The sequence below is a fragment of the Paraglaciecola sp. 25GB23A genome, assembly GCF_040012495.1.
In the GTDB taxonomy this organism is placed as follows: domain Bacteria; phylum Pseudomonadota; class Gammaproteobacteria; order Enterobacterales; family Alteromonadaceae; genus Paraglaciecola.
On record NZ_JBDYKM010000016.1, the window covers coordinates 57,663 to 74,835 of the forward strand.

Annotated in this window: 3 protein-coding genes; 1 reads left to right on the top strand and 2 read right to left on the bottom strand. The window is 43.9% G+C overall.

All coding sequences use genetic code 11. The features are described 5' to 3' along the window. Positions 1-97: 97 nt before the first annotated feature. The gene (locus tag ABKW31_RS17060; RefSeq protein ID WP_348617780.1) at positions 98-7,024 is read right to left on the bottom strand and encodes a Vps62-related protein; all 6,927 of its coding nucleotides are present in this window, start codon (positions 7,022-7,024) and stop codon (positions 98-100) included. A gap of 203 nt (positions 7,025-7,227) precedes the next feature. Next, complete coding sequence (locus ABKW31_RS17065) at positions 7,228-15,453, bottom strand: choice-of-anchor Q domain-containing protein (protein ID WP_348617781.1); 8,226 nt, start codon at positions 15,451-15,453, stop codon at positions 7,228-7,230. A gap of 428 nt (positions 15,454-15,881) precedes the next feature. On the opposite strand from ABKW31_RS17065, the gene ABKW31_RS17070 reads away from it, so the two are divergent. Further along, positions 15,882-17,096 (top strand): hypothetical protein, encoded by a 1,215-nt coding sequence (locus ABKW31_RS17070; protein WP_348617782.1) that lies wholly within the window; start codon positions 15,882-15,884, stop codon positions 17,094-17,096. Positions 17,097-17,173 lie beyond the last annotated feature (77 nt).

Below are 17,173 nucleotides of genomic sequence, written 5' to 3' on the forward strand. Positions count from 1 at the left end.
TCTGAGATTGGTAATCTAACCCTTGCTCATTTTTACAAAAGAAGCGGAAATGTATACTACATTTCCGCTTCAAATTTTGTTTTAACTTACTTTCTAGTTACTTTGCTATCTGCCAAGTACTGTCAGTCGGTCTAAGCACGCCTTTTGCTTTAACCGTTATGCCGTCCATCAGATGCACCAGATTGCGTGCAGCAGGTACGTTGCGCCACAGTAGGTCAGTTTTACCATCACCGTCATAATCACCCATGTTGGCGATTTGCCAGTTGGTATCCGCCACCGTATTCATCAGTTGGCTGGTCTTGATTTGACCATTGTCCATCAAATAAGCCCAGTTACGACCGTCTACCTGATTTCTTAAGATGATGTCATCTGTGCCATCTCCATCTAAGTCACCTGCGCCAGCAATCGTCCATTCCGAATTAATCGCGTTTAAGGTATAACGGTTATCTATCTGGCCATTTTTCATTATCCAGATGTAGTTGATACCGGTGACTTGATTACGCCATATCACATCATCGGTACCATCACCATTAATGTCCCCTATCGCCGCTATCTTGTAGTTCAAATCTGTAACCCATAACGACGGTTGATTCGTCCCTATACGCAAGCCGTCCATCATATAGAACCAAGTATCGCCTCTATCCACTCGACGCCACAACACATCGCCTTTGCCATCACCATTAAAGTCACCACTGCCACGCAGCTCCCATTGTGATGCAGTGACATAGTTCAGTACTTTACGGGCTTTGATATTCAAGCCTTCCATCAAGTAGATAAAGTTTTGCCCGGTTATAGTATTCCGCCAGAAAATATCCGATTTACCGTCTGCATCATAATCGCCCTGACCCGCCATCAACCAACCATCGTCTTGCACCACATTGATAGGACGTGCCTCTTTAGTCTGCACACCATTCATCGCCCACAAGAAGTTCCAGCCTCTGGCTTCACTTCGCCACAACAAATCAGATTTACCGTCACCATCTACGTCGTTTTTAGCGATATAATTCACTTCACTAGAACGACTAGCGTCAAGAGGATATGCATCATCAACATCTAAAACACCATCCCCATCATCGTCGGTATCAGCATTATTGCCTATTCCGTCATTATCGGTATCAACACTTTCTTCCGAATTAAGTGGGAATGCATCGGAAACATCAGCTACACCATCACCGTCATCATCACTATCAGCGTTGTTGCCTATGCCATCAAAGTCCGTGTCGACAGTTTCTGCCGGATCATCTGGGAATGCATCCAAATAATCAGCTACACCGTCGTTATCCGAATCAATCGCATCAACAAACACATTGATTTTGTATTCACTAATCGCTGATGCATCAGCCGCTGTGACGCGCACATAAATAATGTTGTCACCATAGTCCAAGCCGACCAGTCCACTTCCAAGGATTGTTTGGCTGTCGCTGTAGGTATCACTATTGACACTGTATTGCACTTTTGCCAAATCATCTTCAGCAATCGGAACCACATAACTAAGCTGTTCAAAGTCATCCAACCGAGTCACTGAATACTCTTTAACATCGGGATCAAATGCCGGTGTTAAGGTGGCTTCAAACATCTCAAGCGACGCTAATTTGCTGGTTGAACCCAATATCGCAAAACCTTGCACGTCCACATCGACTAAGTTGGTAATTGTATAACTACCCAGCACTTTAGAGCTGTGATTGTCGCCCCGCTTATAGGGTTTTACACCGTTTTGCAATGCTGTATCAGCAGCTTCTTCTGATTTGACGAACGAGAAGCCCTCGTCATAATAAACTTCAACTATTCCGGTTTCACCGTCTTGCAACACCCCAGCATGCACTGCTGCAGTTGCCAACGATGAGTCATGGGCATAGCGACCTGTTGAGGCTTGATACCAAATGGCTTGCTCACTTTCTGGATAAGAAGGATCTTTAGGTGCACTGCCGCGTACTAAGAAGCGCAACGTGTTTTTCACTTCGTTATAGTAACACCGTAAATCAGCGGGTGGCGCACCAGCAGGTATTCCGTACTCAGCACGCAACTCTGCATAAGGGTCACCAGAGAATGCACTAATGGTAAAGGCCGTTTCTGGATCAGGATTTTCAGTAAAGCTACTACCTCGTGAGGTCACTCCATTTGCGGTAGTAGAAATATATTGATTCAGTGCTGGGACAATCGTTAATGAAATAACACCTTCCTCGCCAGGCGCTAAAATCCCTGCATGCACCGCGGTTTCGGCAAGATTGGAGTCGAGACGATAGGTTCCGTCACCCCAAATATTAGCACCAAACTCACCGCCTAATGCACCTGTTACTCTAAAGTGAACCACTTGACCCATTAAGGTGATGTTTTCATAGACCACTTTGCTGCCTACTTTCAAATCACTCAACGTTGTGGGTGCTTGACCAAACTGGCTAGAGATATCCGCATCGTCATCTTGATTAACCATGATCGTGTAGACTTTACTCGTACCATTTTCAGCCGTCACTTTGACTTCAATGGTATTGTCACCGGCGACCAATGGCACGTTAGGAGTCCCCTGATTGGTGCCGGTTAATCCATTTGGTATATCGGTAATAGCACCTGAAGTACCCCAATTTTGTAACTTACCATTGCCTTGCAAGACCGTTCTAATTCCGACACCTGTATCAATATCGGTGACATCAATTAAGCGATCAACATATGCGACTTGTTCGCAACTATTGGTACTGCCCCAAGAAATCACTGTGCCATCGCCTTTTAATGCGAAACTCACGTCATCGCCTGCTGCAATATCAACCACGCCGTTCAACGTGCTAGGCACATCAGACAGATTGTTATTCAACTCATTGCCCCAGCGCACGACTGTGCCGTCAGCTTTGAGCGCCAAACTATGGGCACTGCCTGCGGATATTGCGACCACACTAGTCAAACCATCAGGCACAGATGATTGACCATAAAAATCACTGCCCCATGCGACCACAGTACCGTCTGATTTGAGCGCTAAACTATGACTTCCGCCAGCGGCAACCGCTAATACGTTAGTTAAACCTGCTGGCACATTTGTCTGTCCAAATGAATTGTCACCCCATGCGACAACAATACCGTCACGGGTGAGCGCAAGGTTATGCTCATAAGCTGAGACAGCGGTAACACGATTCAATGTATTTGGCACTGCAATCTGATTAACATCGTTTGCCCCCCAAGCTTGCACTGTGGCATCGCGTTTAAGGGCTAAACTGTGGGATAAACCAGCTGCTACAGCAGTTACACCGCCACTATTGGCAAAAGCTAAGCCGTTAGACTGACCGTCATAATTGCTACCAGTTCCCACCACGCTGCCTTCTTCAGTGAGCACCAATGTATGATTGGCACCCGCAGAAACAGGGGCAAGACTAGGAATTTCACTAAATTCACCCTCATTAACTCGTACTTCCACTTTGCCTGCATGATGAGCTTTTTTCAGCCAAAGTCGGAGTGAGAGATCACGTGTTACGCCCGCATCATAGGTTGTGTCAGCTGCACTAAACACGCTATCAAATTCCATCTGACTGGTAGCAAGCCAAGCTAAATCAGCATTGTCACTAGGTGGTTTTCTGGTCACATCAACGGTATAAATTAAATCAAATAAACCGTAAAAATCGATTTTAAGCTCAACGTTATTCACCCCTTGAATTAAATCGATTGACTCAATCGAAGTCGAATAATCGCCACCATTTACCCGTGCTGAAATACTGGTTTGAGCCAGCGGCGCTGTAGTGTTGAAGGACAAATTATCAATATCATAGGCCAGTTCCATGCTATAGGCTGTTTGGCCAGCAGCGAAACTAGGACTCAAGTTTCCATGATTGATCGACAAATATGGCAAATAGAGGTCAGGCGCTTCAACTGCACCAATATCCGGTGTCGCTGAACGGGTATTGCTATGTTGATCTTGGGTATAGCCACTGTCCACTGCGTTGTTGTTTGCAGAAGAATTCGGCAGGGGTAAACGGGTTTGTGTTAGGCCATCGTAATCGCCCAGAGGCGCAAGTCTCAATGGCGACTCAATTGTCAAGGCTTGTCCAGTGACAGTGCCAGAATCATGACTTTGCACCACATTCGGCCCGGTTGCATTAATGTTGCCGACAATAGAAGAGACAATCGAGTTGTTCAAAGTAACGCTGGCAGAAGCAGTTATACCATCGGTCAGCGTCGAATAATCAATCTGCAGAGCAGTGGTTGCCGAGCTAATTATGCCTCGTCCTCCAGATGTTGATGTATTGCTGTCAAAGGTAGAGTTAACAATCTGCGTAAACGATCCGGTTAATGACATCGCTCCAGCATCAACTGCTGTATTACCACTTACTGTGGATTGATTGATCACAACATCGCTACTAGCCGAAGTTGAAACAAAGATACCGCCGCCCGTTTCTCTGGCTATATTATCTCGGATAATAGAGCCTTTAATCGTTAGATTTCCGTTGCCAATTGCGATTCCACCACCATTTTTAGCACTACTTTGGGTGATTTTACTGTTGATCAGTTCTAAGGTGCCGGTGCTCAAAATTGCTCCACCTAAGGAGGTCGTATTGCCCTTGGTTAGAGTCAGGTTAATCAATTTAAGTTTTGCGCCTTGCTCAACAAAGAAAATGCGAGAAGAATTATCGCCTGACAATGTAAAGCCGTCAGGCAGGGCTGAAGCATCAATGGTGATGTCTTTATTTATTGAAAGTTCATTTCCTAGCAGGGTTAGCGTATGGCCGTTAAGCTCAGAGCCTATGGTCAATATATCTCCTGAAACCGCATTACCGATACCTAATCCTAGGGAGCCAAGGCCTGTGGCATTGGTGTTAGTCACCGTGTAACTGGCTCGTGTCGCAATAATGTTGTAGGTTTTAGTGACAGGTTCTTCGCCATTGGTTGTCACTTTGATATTGATAGAGTTAGTACCCACACCTAAGGTAAGCGGGTCACTCTTTTTACCCACCAATTTACCAGAGGGTAACTCAATAAACTCGTCGTCATTGACCTGCACCTCAACTGTGGCCTTATGATCAACAGCAATGGGAATTACGCTAAGCGCATTAACCGCATTTTCAACATTCAAACTGTATTGGGTTACATGCTGTGAAAATGCGGGAGTCAGTATGCCAGCATCTGTTTTCACAGCCCCTAAGTTGGCATTATTCGGGTTGTCGACTCTATACTCATTACGTTTTAATAGGCCCGGTTTTCCTGTTTCGATGGCAAATTTTTCTTCTATGGTGTTGCCATAAATAACGATTTCACCGTAGGTAGCAGGGATGAATCCCCCCCATTGGCCAACAAAGTAATACCAATCAGGTGCATTGGTTGCCACTTCAGGCCAAGCAGATGACACCAGCTTATGCTTGTCCCATTTATAGGTGAGTAATCTGTCTCCCAGTTCAGTGGTGTAGACTTCATCACCACCAATCTTAGCGGTGCCCGTTGATATATTTCCGGTGCTACGAATACCCCCCACAATTTTGGCATCTGCAAAATCCATTAAATCAAGAGATACAGTTCCTACAAGATATTTCAGCTCTTTTTTACGGTCGTAGTAATGCACACCCGGATACAAATAGTGCGCATGGGATCCTAACGCAGAAAACACCACCGGATGATTATCGCTATTCCAGCTAACACGCTTGTCTAAAAATGCGACTTCTTCTTCTGTACTGTGTCTGGATACCACCATGTTGACCGGCACATTAGCACCTAAATTCCATACATCTTTGTTGGAAACTCTTACACGAACATTTTCCCAATCAGAATAATGTAGCCCTAAACCTGCATGATCTTCGAATAAATCGATCCCATCACCGGCAGAAAAGCGAAATTTACCATCACCGTTAAACGGGTAAAAAATCCAATATTGTAATTCTGTATACAGCCCATTGAGAGGCTGCACCCGCACATACGCTTTAGCGCGAGACGTATCGCCACCTTTTAAATCGTCGGGATAATCAAGTATGCTAACAAAATTTCCTTCTGCCGCTTTGCCATTAGCCAAGGCTGCTTGCATATCATTAATAATCGTATCGTTGGAAACAGATGTTGAGCCTAAATAGTTAACTTTGAAATTGTTATAACCGGTTTCATTATCGGTATAGTTCTCAGTTGTTCCCCAATTTAACCGTGTTCTTGCATCACTTAAAATAACGCCAGGATCGTCAGGTAAAAATTCCTCTTCAGGATGCATGCGAATTTCAGGACCAAACTGCGCCATCATGTCTCTGATTTTAGCTGAGGAAGGGACTTCAATCTGTTTAACCGCGCTGCTTTTCAGCACATACACTGGCCCCGTTACCGCTGCGGTAACAGGATCATCGTCGGTAGAAAATGGTCCGCCTTCGTAGTCACGATCATCATAAAAGCCTCTTGTGGCAAGAAATGCACCTCGCAACTCAATCCCATCAGTGTCCCCTACCGGGGTAATTCGGTAGGCAGAAAAAGCATCCGTAAAGGTAAACGCATTTCTGCCAGCATCTCGTGAGTTCCAGATAAAATTTCCTTTACCTGCGTACCCCTCTGTTACCAAGTCCTCTCTAACACAGGCAATGGCATCTAGTGGAGGCTCGTTCTCATAACCTTGCGCTGGTATGTCACCCAAACATTTGTATCCTGCAGGAGGAATTGGGCGATAAACTGTAATATCGCGATGAGCCCCAGAGTCCCAATCATCCCAGATATACTGATATCCAACCGGATTAGCCAAGGCACCAGAACCAGGGTTAATTTCTTTAACAACAACCATGCCCGTTGGTGTGTCATAACCCGGTTTAGCAAATCTGACTAATTCACGATAACCCAGACCCTGCGGATAAACGGCTTTGTAAAAACGCGCAGTAAATTTAATCCCAGACTTTGGTGGCGCTAAATACCGTCCACTTCCATCGGGGGTATAGATGGTTTCGTACAAGTTGGTAGAAAATAATTCAAGTTCAGGCTCAGCGAAGCTAGGGAAACTAGAAAAAGCGAGTAATAACACCGCAGCAAAAGAATAAAAAATACGATAGGAACGGTGTGATGGATTGAACAATGGAAATGCAAGCGCCATAGAATGACTTCCTTTTAATTAGTCTCTGAGAAGGGTATATCAACATAGGCTAATATGCTTGTTTTTTGTCCAAAATTATCTGTATTTTATCCGCAATGGATTTTATTTGTCATACTCCAATCTACATTTTACAAGGCTGAATTCTCGCCTACAGGACTATCTCTTTTTGTAGACGAAAATTCATTCTTACTTTTGTAGGCTAGTTACTTAGCCAATGACCAACTACTATCAGTCGGTCTAAGTACCCCTCTGTCTTTGATTGTCAGGCCATCCATAAGGTGAACGATATTGCGCGCGTCTAACTCATTGCGCCACAAAATATCGGTCTTGCCATCGCCATCGTAATCACCCATGTTGGCTATCTGCCAGTTGATATCGCCGACCGTATTCATTAGCTCACTTGTCTTTATTAGACCGTCTTCCATCAAATACACCCAGTTGCGGCCATCAACCTGGTTACGCAGTATAATGTCGTCAGTACCATCGCCGTCCAAGTCCCCTGCCCCGGCTATCGTCCAATCACCATTAATAGTATTAAGTACATAACGGCTAGCTATCTGGCCATTTGCCATTATCCAGATGTAGTTCACACCCGTCAGTTGATTGCGCCAAATCACATCATCTGTGCCATCACCGTTAATATCCCCTATCGCCATTATCTTGTAGTTCAAGTCGGTGACCAGCAATAACGGCTGATTAGTTCCAATATTCACGCCATCCATCAGGTACACGTGAGTACGCCCCCTATCAACATCACGCCACAGTACATCCCCTTTACCATCGCCATTAAAGTCACCACTGCCACGCAACTCCCACTGCGGTGAATCGACAAAGTTAAGCACCTTGCGGGTTTTAATCGTCAAACCATCCATCAGGTAGATAAAGTTCATACCAGTGAGCGTATTACGCCAGAATATATCCGAATGACCATCAGCGTCATAATCTCCCTGTCCTGCCATCAACCAACCTTCATCTTGTACCACATTAATGGGTTTGGCTTGTTTTGTTTTTACACCATCCATCGACCATAAAAAGTTCCAACCAAGGGCACTGCTGCGCCATAACAAGTCAGATTTACCATCGCCATCCAAGTCGTTTTTGACTTTTCTCTGAGTTGAGTTTTGCGATTTTGTAGGATCAAGAGGAAATGCATCATCTACATCCAACACACCGTCATTGTCATCGTCAGTGTCAGCTGCCATGCCAAGGGATATACAAGCTGGATCACACTCATCCGGTGCACCGTCGTTGTCGGTATCAGTATAATCACCAATGGCTATCAGTGAGAACGCATCATCTACATCGGCAATACCGTCGTTATCATCGTCATCATCAGCAGTCATACCTGACAAGGCGAGGCAAAGTTCATCACACTCGTCCGGTGCGCCGTCGTTGTCGGTATCTAACGAGTTCTCAATAAAATAGAGAGGGAAAGCATCGTTAACATCTAAAACGCCGTCACCATCATCGTCATCATCAGCGGTCATGCCCAGGGTTATGCAAGCGGCATCACATTTATTCGGTGCGCCGTCATTGTCGGTATCTAACAAGGTCCCAATAGCAAGGAGTGGGAAAGCATCGTCAAGATCTAATATGCCGTCACCATCATCGTCTTCATCAGCCGACATGCCTAAGAAGCTTGAACAAGCACCACTGCAATCATCAGGCGCACCATCACCGTCAGTGTCAAGGAAGTTCCCAATAGGGCTATTTGGAAAAGCGTCTAGCGCGTCGGGGATACCATCACCATCGGCATCTGCTGTTGCATCAATAATCTCGAACGTACCTTGGCTAACCATCCAGTTGCCCGAATCAGAAACCAATAACATTTTATATGCATTGCCAAGTCCGTTCAGAATATCTGTGGCAAAGCCGATATCTCCTGAGTTAGTTTGTAAGGTGGCAAATTTAAACCAGTTTCTACTTTGCAGTACCTCCAGATTAACACCGCTTACTGTGTCGATATTTGAAGCGTCGTCGTGCAAAACATACATATCGACCGCTGCGCCAGCAATGCTTGCTGAATCCCATACAACATCAAAGGTTCGCCCTATAACTAACACGCTATCTTCTTGCGGCGATACTACCGCCCCACGATAATTTCCAAGCTGTAACGAGGCAACATCAACAATGTCTGGAATTTGTAACTCTACTGCACCAATATCTAGTGAACCTCCTGATACGCGCGGATTAGCCTCTTGGTCAGTGTCAGGAGTGCTGTCTAATAGCTCACCTGCATTAAATGCAGGGCTACCTGCTAATGGGCGCATAACGTCGGTTGTACCGCCATAATTTGCGAGCTCTGCAAGCCGAGGGTTAATACGCTCAACATCTGTGCCTATTAAGACTCCGTCAGGTTCAAGTCCAGTATGGGTGGCCGTACCGATTAGATTATTTCCGATGGCCGTTAGCGTACTATTTCCGTCAGGATAATTATAGATGTCGCTAGCTGGTTGGTTGGAGGTAAAAGGTACAATTTTTGGGTTATCTGCGATGATCGAGTTCTCTATCGTAAGTGAACCCTGCACACGAGAATTGGAAAATCTATTATAAATTCCTACCCCGTCGTCTATAGCGTTATTTTTTACGATTGTACTATTAACTATATTGGCAGAACCCCCGTTATATAGTCCACCGCCAAGCCTTGCTTCATTTTCTGTAATAGTGCTATTTACTATCTCCATAACGTTAAAATTGACAATTCCTCCGCCATTACCTAGAGAACCTCGACCGTTGGTGGCAGAATTTTTATATATAGTAGATCCAATTATTGTCAACTGCCCAATATTGTCTATCCCACCGGCAAGGAAAAAACCTTGGTTCTCAGATACCTTGGAATTCACTAGTGTCAATTTCCCGTTATTACTGATGCCTCCTCCAGCTGCAGCTTGATTGTTAGATACCGTTGAATCCTCTAGTGTCAATGTCCCATTATTTAGAATGCCTCCGCCATATGCGATGTTTGCACCTTGTTCAGTGCCTAAGGGTTTACCATCGACAATATTAATACTTTTAAGCGTTACTACCACATTGGGTGAAATTTCCATAACTCGGCCAAAACCTAGTGCTGACAAAGAAATACCAGAGGGTAAATTAGACGCGTCAATAGTCAGGTTTTTACTAATTATAAACTTAGTCGTAGCTTCGGCAATCGCAGAAAAAACGCTACCGTCTAAACTGCTATCAAAGGTAATCTTTGCTCCATCAGGAGCTTGTGCAATACTTTGTAGTAACGAGCCTGGGCCATCAGCATCAATATTAGACACGGATGGGTAGTCAATAACTGAAATGACAAAGGTTGCGGTCGAGGTCTCGCTCAATTCTCCAACTTGAGTCGTGGCACTAATTTCAACATTATAATCTCCGAGACTAGTCGTTATACCGCTTATAATACCGCTCTGTGAATCAAAGATTAAGCCTGGTGGCAGCCCGGTCGCGCCGAAACTCGTGAAACTCGTGTGTTCACTTGCCAGTCTGATTTGATAGTCAAAGTCAAACCCGTTTAGCGCAGAGACCTGACCGTCTAAAACAAGTTCAGGGCTTGAGACGGTAAATTCTACTGCCCCCAAATCAGGCACTGAACCCAATGGACGCGGAATACCACGTTGATCCACAAGCGGCGTAGTGTCTAACCTAATTCCATTTGCTAAGGCTAAACTAGTTAACTTCGGCGGCATCGTTTGGGTTCTGCCACCGTAATATCCTAATACTTCAAGCTGTGGGTCAATATCTGTCCGGCTGTCGATGGGGCCTATCAAAATACCGTCTGATACAAGTCCAGAGTCGCTGCTAACAGTACTTATTAAGTTATTACCATTGGTATTGACCGGAGAAGTACTACGAATGTCGTTGGCAAACGATGCGATATTAGACGCTATGATCGAATTCTCTAAGGTAAGTATTGAATTGGTGCCGGACTGACCATTTCGAATTCCACCACCACCACCACCAATTGCTTCATTTTCTACAATCGTACTGTTTATAATATTAACAATGCCACCATCATTGAATAATCCACCGCCACCAAACCCGCGCTCTATTTTATTTTTCGCAACAGTCGTATTAACCATTGTCAGTGTACCCGTATTTCCGATGGCGCCGCCATTATTACGAGCAATGTTGTTTGACAGTGTTGAAGTCAACACTGTTAACGTACCGGTATTACTGTTGTAAATTGCGCCACCGTTTTCTCCGGAAGTATTGCTATCAATGGTTGAATCCATCACTGTAAGGGTACCGTTATTTAGAATGCCTGCACCGTTTTCAGGAAATTGAGTCTTACCATTGGTAATAGTAATCCCTTTAAGCGTGACCACGGTGTTGGGTGAAATCTGTAGTACTCTGTTCAAGTTTTCCCCCGATAAAATAATACCAGCGGGTAAATCGGATGCATCGATAGTAATATCTTTAGTGATTATCAGCGGACCCTGATCTAGGCGAATAGTCTCTCCATCTAAGATTTCAGCAAACAGTAAGGTAGTTCCTGCAGGGGCTTCAGCAACTTTAGATCGAAGTGTTCCTAAGCCATTGTCAGCTGCCGAGCTAACAGGCGATTTCTTGGAAATTAGCAGTGTGAAAGACTGACTAAACACACTACTTTGCGCTTGTGCGCGCAAGGTCACGATGTGATCACCCGAGAACGATGTTGGCCCAGATATAAGACCCGTTGCTGAATCAAGGCTTAAGCCAGATGGAAGTCCTGTTGCTTCGTAAAACGTGGCTTGGTTTCTATTTGTTAATATTTGATACTCAAAACCTACACTCTCGAAAGCAGAGGCTTCATTGGCAGAATAAATTATCGGCGCAGCAACCTCGTACACCGCTACCAAGCGATAATCATCATTTTTTGTAATTGTTGCCACTGGATTAGTCGGATCTGCGCCATAATCACTGCCATTCTCAGTCCATTTGGAAAAAGCATAACCATCGACGTCTCGTTTGGCGGTTATCGTTGAATTAGTCGAGCTATTATTGAATATACGCAGGATATCTCCTTTACCATCCTGTCGATCATTTCTATCTGGTTCGCTTAAAGTAAACTCTGCTGGTAGCTTCTCCAAGGTGTTACTGCGCGCCGAGATATAGACTTCTTTGGTACTTGAGGAGCGGTCGATGTAGTCATAAGTAACAGATAATCTCACTTCTTTTAATAATAGTGGAGGTTGCTCATCGCCTAATTTAAAACTGACACTACCAACTACACCTTCTCTACTTAGAATCAAATCTGCCCAAGCAGAAGGCCTTGAAAATGCCAGTTGCTGACTGGTATCAATAGTAGGAAGTAATGCTCGGATTAGTGATTCAGTGCTTGCAGGCGGCTGTGTAGCTTTATTTTCTGATGGATTCGCTTTATCGTAATAAAGTTTCCAGTTGATAGGAGTACGTGTTTCATTATTGTAATGCCGGAACTGGTATACCTTGCCATCTTTATTAAGATCTGAAATTCCAGAATGGTCAATATTAATAGTAATATTATCAGTACCAGTTGCTACTGCACCATTTGCAAAATCGGCGGTCAATTCATTATTTACGAGTCTAATTTCACGTATTCTTATATCGTCTCGATCGGCTGGAAATAAATCATTCTCTACCTCAAACAAATTTAAATTCACTATATTACCTGTGTTCAAGGTATCTAGCTGATCTTGACTCAATGATAAGCTAACCGAGTTTGCTACGATTTTTTCACCGGAGTTGATGTTGCTGAGAATTTCTGTTGCGATATTCGCAATCGAACCTTGATATGCTGACTTTAGCAGCGCACGTTGGCCTGCATCCAGTCTTCCATTGGTGCTTGCTTCAGCGATATTTAGAATACTCTCGAACAGAGGCTGAAGATTTAATGTTTCTGTATATTCATTCAGTGTTCTGTATTCGTATGCTTTCGCCATGAAGTAATGAAACTTAAGTAGACGCTCAAACGCGCGACGTTCTAAATCTTTCAAGTATGAGTTAACACTTGGGCTAATCAGGTTAGTTTGTTCAACCGATTGAATATCCAATGCGTCAATAGCGAGGATGTTGCGCGTGATTAAATCTGACAACCGAGCAATATTTGTTATCACTGCTGCCATGTTATCAGCGAATATCCGTCTATCATTAACCAATTGACTAATTTCGTCGGCGAGGGCTTTAAATTCCTCGTCACCCTGACGCAACTTTGCAAGTTCTCTATCAATTTCTGACTGAGGGGCTTTAGATCTCTCTAGCGTTGCACTGATGCCCGTTATCGCTTTTGAGATCGACTGTGAGCCTGCACTTAACTGTTCCAAACTCTTGATTCTATCTGCATTAGTACCGGTCGCTACGCCATCTTTTTCGGCTTTTTGCGCAGCGGCAGCTTGCTTAATACCCGACGCGGCATAACTTTCACCGACCCCAGCTAATCCTTTAACGGTATCCCATGGCTCATCAGGATCAAAATCGGCGCTAACAATAAGTGCTCCGCCTGCCGCGCCAAGTGCTGGTTGGTATACCGGCACCATCTCAGCTATGCTTCCAGCCACTTTTAGCGATACTCGAAGACCCACTTCCCAGTCTGAGGGTTGCACGTTTTGAGCGGCTTGAGCTCTTAATCTGTTGTCTTTAGCCTCTAATCGATTCTGAAGATTCTGTACACGCAAAGTCATCTCGTTTGACTCAATGGTGAAATTATCTAGGGCTTCTAACGCGTCATCATATTCGTTTTTAGCACTGTCAATTTCAGCACTCAAACTTTCACGAGCAGTTTGCAAACCCTCTTTCTGTTTTGTGGCATTGTCCTTTACTGATGAAATCCATTTCGCCAAAAATATCATATCTAAACTACGATCAATTTCCTTCTCATATGCCGCTAAAGATACTTCAAAACTAAGCATAGGCACATAACCATTTGGATTACCGAAATAGTCTTGACCGTTAGCAATTTGAGTGCGAAGTACTTGCATCTCGTTGTACATTTGCTCCAATTCGAATCTGTAGGCAGAGGCAACATTAGGCGTCGTGGTTTCGCCACTGACAAGATAAGCTTCTATTTCACTGGAATATTCAATTAGCGTTGCTTCAGCAACACTCAGCCGATTCTGCAGGTAGTCGTCTTTGATCCCATTAAGAATATGTCGAACGAGTTGTGGATGAAGCCAAGAATAACGACTAACAACACTTCTCTGTGAACCAGCACTGCCCCTTTCGCCAAATTTGACAAGCCCACCGGCTAAACCTGGCGAGCTAGTATGTCTGGCATCGTTTGGATCATCCAATTCTTTAAAAGTATCATCATACGTGACAAGTCGGATGGAGTTTTGAGGAAACCCAGCACGGCCACCTGCAACAACACTGTTATCTGCTCTTTCCGCATCAAAGACAGGAAAGCCGGCTGCACCCGCAAAACCTGGCCGAGTGTTTGGTAGTGCAACGCTCGGGAATCCTCGACTTGGACCATATCTGTTATAATTCCCACCATTACCGCCATTGCCTGGAATACCTGGCATAACAGCATCAGTTCCATTACCTGGTTTGGTGCCTGAACCTATAATATATGTATACGGTAAATCTGTACCCGGTCTGGCATAAATGCCAGTAACACGCCAACTCCCTGCTGTACGCCATAGGTCTATTTGTTCCTGCACTTGAGCGCTGTCTTCTTTGTTATAATTGCATGACGTTATTCCAGGCAAAGCGTAGGAGCCTCCGATCCTGTTGTCGAAACATCCAAAGTTATTGCCATTAACTTGTGTAAAGCCTTGAACGGAACTTCCGTCTGTTCCATGAGCCCCTTTCGATGCAGGCTGGCCTTTAGAGCCGAAAAGTTCAAACTTAGTTTCAGAATTATCCGATGAAGTAATTTTACTATGCGTTGCAACAGAGCCAGCTGGGTAACCATTTCTGCTTATAAGATCCTTTTCGACAAAATCGAAAGCGCTTTCGTCATTAACATTAACAGTTTGAGGCGCATCATCGGGCGTGGTAATTATTTTGCCTTCACCTGTAAGGGCCAACTCTCTTGCATAGATGCTTATTTTCGTGCCTTTTAAACGAAATGGACTGCGAATAGTAAGGGTCTCAGCCATGATTTCCATGGAGGCGACATCACTGAAACCATGGTACTTTTCATATATACCGTTAGGATGATTTTCCTCTATCACCAACTCGCCAGTGGCAACAAGGCTAACGGAACGGGTCACTTGAGATTTACCGTTAAAGGATACTTCACCAATACTGGTTTGAACATGTTCGAGGATATTATTAGAGAAACTATTTAACGTTGCAGAGCGGTCTTCACTACCAAAAACCGTGACTTCGTCAGGTCGAGGCGCAGTCGTTTCCTGTGCACAAAGTCCAACACTAAAGGTCATTACTGCGCTGGCAAACATCAGCCCAACAAAACGTCTAAACTTACCTGATGATAAATTAGTAACCTGCCTGTTATTGCCCAAATGCATGTCAACCATGATGTTTGCTGCTCCAATCTGTTTAGTAGTAATTTTCTTCTTAAACCTTAAAAATAAATTTTAAACATTGAAAGGGTTGGGTCGGATTATAAGAACCTCCAGATGCACCCCACATGTATATGTAAAGTACGTTACCTGTTTTACCCGATTAATGTTTGCACTATACCCACAAGTGTTTGTACTTTTCGGTCAATCACATCATTCAGACATGCTTTGTGTTCAGTTTTTAATAAGCTCACCCTCATTCTCAATTGATGATAATGTCGGTAAAATTAAGTCTTTATTACTGAAATAACCAGCTTGGGAAACTAGGGGCGATTGCCAATTTGAGTTGCTTTTTACCTGCAGGTCTCGTTCACTATTTAAAGCATGTAGCTTAAAAATTGACATTAATTAAGGCTTTACTTCTAACACATTAGGAAAATAATATGCCCAGGCTTTACCTCATTTTGCTGACATTTAGTTTGCTTCTACAGACAGATGTAAAGGCCTTCGAGACATTCGATAAAGTTAAAATTGCCTCTGCAAAAAACGCGGCTATCAGTTCCTCTCCTGATTTTATGCGAGAGCCTGTTAAAGGAGTGAGTTTATTCTATTTGAATGGCCGTGATCAGGAAGACCTACCTCAGCTCATTGAAAAACTTTATCACGGTGAAAAAGCTTGCAAAGGCACCACAGTTGACATTGAGCAGCGCTTAATTAATACCTTACAAGAACTTAAAGGATCAGGGGTCAATTGGGTTCGCTTACTGATTGGGAAAGGTTTTTATGAGATTTACCAAAATCGCTGCAATTTTGATATGCAAGAGGTTTATCCGCAACTAGCCAAACCGCATGTAGAGGCGATTAATCATTTTTTGGCTTTCCTTACCCGCCCCGAATTTAATTTTAATATTGAAATTGTACTGGGCGGGTCAAAAGACTTTGCTGATGCAGATAATGATATTGTGTTTTTTGAAAGCATTTTAAGCCAAATTAATAAAACTAATATAAACATGGTTATGCTGGGCGGCGATGTTCAGCCAAGCCGAGTTGTTAATCATGCTAGGTGGATAAAACGTGTCTTCCATTATTTCGACAACCATCCCCACCCTGATTTGAAAAAACTAAACTATTCATTTGATACTGTGACCTACCGCAGTGCTGAAGATATTCAAACCTATTTACAATGGGTAAAACAAAACCTACCAACACTCTCGGTGGTGACACTCAATCTTTATGTGCATTTACCAGAGCTTGTTAACCAGACTACTGACTCTTATTATCACCAAGTCATAAGCGATGCGCTGCAAATATACCGCGAATCAGGCATAAACAAACCTCTGTGGATAGATGAGTTTGGTTTTAAACTTGAAACTGAGCAAAGCCCTGTGACTCAATCGTACCAACAACAAAAAGAGTATTATGAACGTTACTTTTTAAGCACACTGTGCGCCAAAAATATAAGCTCACAGGACTCAGTGCCTGGCTTTTTGTGGGTAGTTGGCAATGATCGTTATCTGGCTGATCCAAGCAGAGATGGTCCTAGGACACCTTTTGGTCTGTTTGCCGATTTTAGTCAAAACCAACCCATTACTCAGCCAGCTTGGGATATAGTTCAGCACTACTATAGACGCTCTGACTGCGAAAAGGACACCGATTAAAATCGATTTTATTGAAGTAAATTCAAGCTGGAGATTAATCAAAATATGTGCAAATAGTCAGCATAAAAAATCCCGCC